Below are 2,088 nucleotides of genomic sequence, written 5' to 3'. Positions count from 1 at the left end.
GTTCGAAGAATTCAGAGAGAATATGCGGAATGCGGGCGTTCTGAATTGGGTAGAACCCCTTGTCGGAGAGACCTTGAATATTTTTGACCAGTTTCCCAAGAACTTAAAGGTGGGGGTGTTGTTTATCGATGCTTGTCACGAGTACGAGGCGGTGAAGGCTGATTTCGATCATTGGAGTACTCTAGTGGCTGATAACGGATACATCGTGTTCGATGATGTTCCGGCATGGCCCGGACCAACGAAGTTCATACTCGACCTACCCCCTAATTTCCGGATCAGATCCATTTGGCAGAACAACTGTGTTGTCAAGAAAATGAGGCCGGAGAATATCTGCATTGCTGATCTGCTGCAGGAAGTGTATCAATCCAGGCGTCTGTTCAACGATGACTTCATACAAGTCCTTTACAATCGTCTGCTGGAGAGGTCACCTAATGAGGAAGAACGGCAAGCTTGCTTGCAATATATGACCACAGGAGGGGACATAACGAAGTTAATTCAGAGCATGATCCAAAGCGAAGGGTTTCTTCGTCTCCTACAATAGAATAAGCAGAAGGAAAGCCCTGGAGACGCGAACGCCGGCATCCAGGGCTTCTGTTGTTAGCGGCTGGTCATAAAGATCAGGAGCATTCTCCGGTCGATGCAGCTCCGATCCGACTCCAGCAGCATCCAAAATTCATCAGAAAGCAAAAAGGCATAAACGATGCCGATCGGGTCGGCTCCTTGTTCCAAAGCACATAGATGGCTGGTGTATTCCTCGTCTTCCGCAAAACGGCACAGAACTTCCGCATACAGCATATTTAGAAATGTCTCTGCATCATTCGTTTGCAGCATATATTGGATCTTGTCCGCTGCTGATTCGACGTTTCCATCCGGCAGCTGCTCGTAAAGCTCCTTCGCTTCTGCACTGATCATAACTCCTGCCATCATTTCATATTTGGAAACACCTCCTTCCAGTTCGCTGACTCGTCCTATGATTTCCTCCTCATCCGGTTCACGGTTCAATAGCTGATTGTACATTTCTACAACAAAGTCAGACCCTTTCCGGTTATAAGCAGTGTGCAACAACGGTGCGATTCTCATTCGTCAACCCTCCGAATAGGTGTATTTATCAACAATACATTGTATGATTTGGCTGCTTCAAAAGAAATAGGGGATATGTATGATGTCAATTCGCCCGCTCATTCATTCAACATCCATCATCTATTAGTAGGAGACCGAATATTAGGGGGAAGGTTGAATATGGGCACAGTGTTTTCGATAAGCATGATCAAGAATGAAGCCGATATTATCGAATCGTTCATACGCTACCATCTGAACATTGTCGACGGTATGCTCTTATTGGACAACGGGAGTACAGACCRTACGCTGTCCATCGTCCATCATTTGATGAACGAAGGCTTGCCGATCTATCTTATCCAGGATTCGAGCCTAGAATATGACCAGAACGAGAAAACAACCTCATTGATGTACCACGCGTTCTATACGTACAATCCGGACTTTGTCCTTCCGTTGGATGCAGACGAATTTGTCATTTCGGGAAACGACCGGGATCATCCTCGCAGCATTCTAGAAACTCTTGAAACGTCGAAGTGGTACTATGTCCAGACGAGGCAGTACGTTCCGCATCATACAGATCCAATCTCAGAGATGTTTATCCCGAAACGCATTCGGCATTCGTATGGCGATGTGGATTTGTATAAAGTCATCGTCCCTAAGGAAATCGCTACTGGCTATGCGCCTCTGCTCACCATGGGCAACCACAGTTTGGCGTTTCCGAACGGACATCCCGCCGAGCATGAGGATGCGGTGACGCTTCGGCTCGCTCACTTCCCGTTCCGCTCCATCGAACAGGCCAAGTCCAAAATCATCGTGGGCTGGCTGAATAATTTGGCTCGGCCCGGACGCAAGAAAGATGACTGCTTTCCATGGGGGTATTGGTTTAATTTGTTTAAGCAGAAGAAGGAGATCAGCTACGATCAAGTAAGCGAGCTGGTGCGGGACTTGTACGGTCAGTCCGAAACAAGAGAGCACCCTATTGACTTTTCCTTCTGCGCGGACATGACGCTGCATTACACGAAGCCTGGAGAA

The 2,088-nt window shown here is 47.5% G+C and carries 3 protein-coding genes; 2 read left to right on the top strand and 1 reads right to left on the bottom strand.

From position 1 onward, the window contains the following. Positions 1–541 (top strand): class I SAM-dependent methyltransferase (locus tag AC1DWB_RS34060; protein ID WP_477545504.1); only part of this gene is annotated, 541 nt, incomplete at its 5' end. A 56-nt stretch (positions 542–597) separates the two neighbouring features. On the opposite strand, the gene AC1DWB_RS34055 is transcribed toward AC1DWB_RS34060, so the two are convergent. Beyond that, complete coding sequence (locus tag AC1DWB_RS34055) at positions 598–1,080, bottom strand: DUF4214 domain-containing protein (RefSeq protein ID WP_477545503.1); 483 nt, start codon at positions 1,078–1,080, stop codon at positions 598–600. Between the two features lie 159 nt (positions 1,081–1,239). Here AC1DWB_RS34055 and AC1DWB_RS34050 point away from each other — a divergent pair. Next, positions 1,240–2,088, top strand: an 849-nt coding sequence (locus AC1DWB_RS34050; RefSeq protein ID WP_477545502.1) for a glycosyltransferase family 2 protein, incomplete at its 3' end; no start/stop codon positions are given.

This window comes from Paenibacillus sp. P4_E11 (assembly GCF_056401635.1).
This window is presented reverse-complemented; position numbering and strand designations above follow the sequence as displayed.

Bases quoted from the DNA above. Each gene is read 5' to 3' on its own strand.
- AC1DWB_RS34055 (WP_477545503.1), bottom strand. From the start codon at position 1,080: ATGAGAATCGCACCGTTGTTGCACACTGCTTATAACCGGAAAGGGTCT.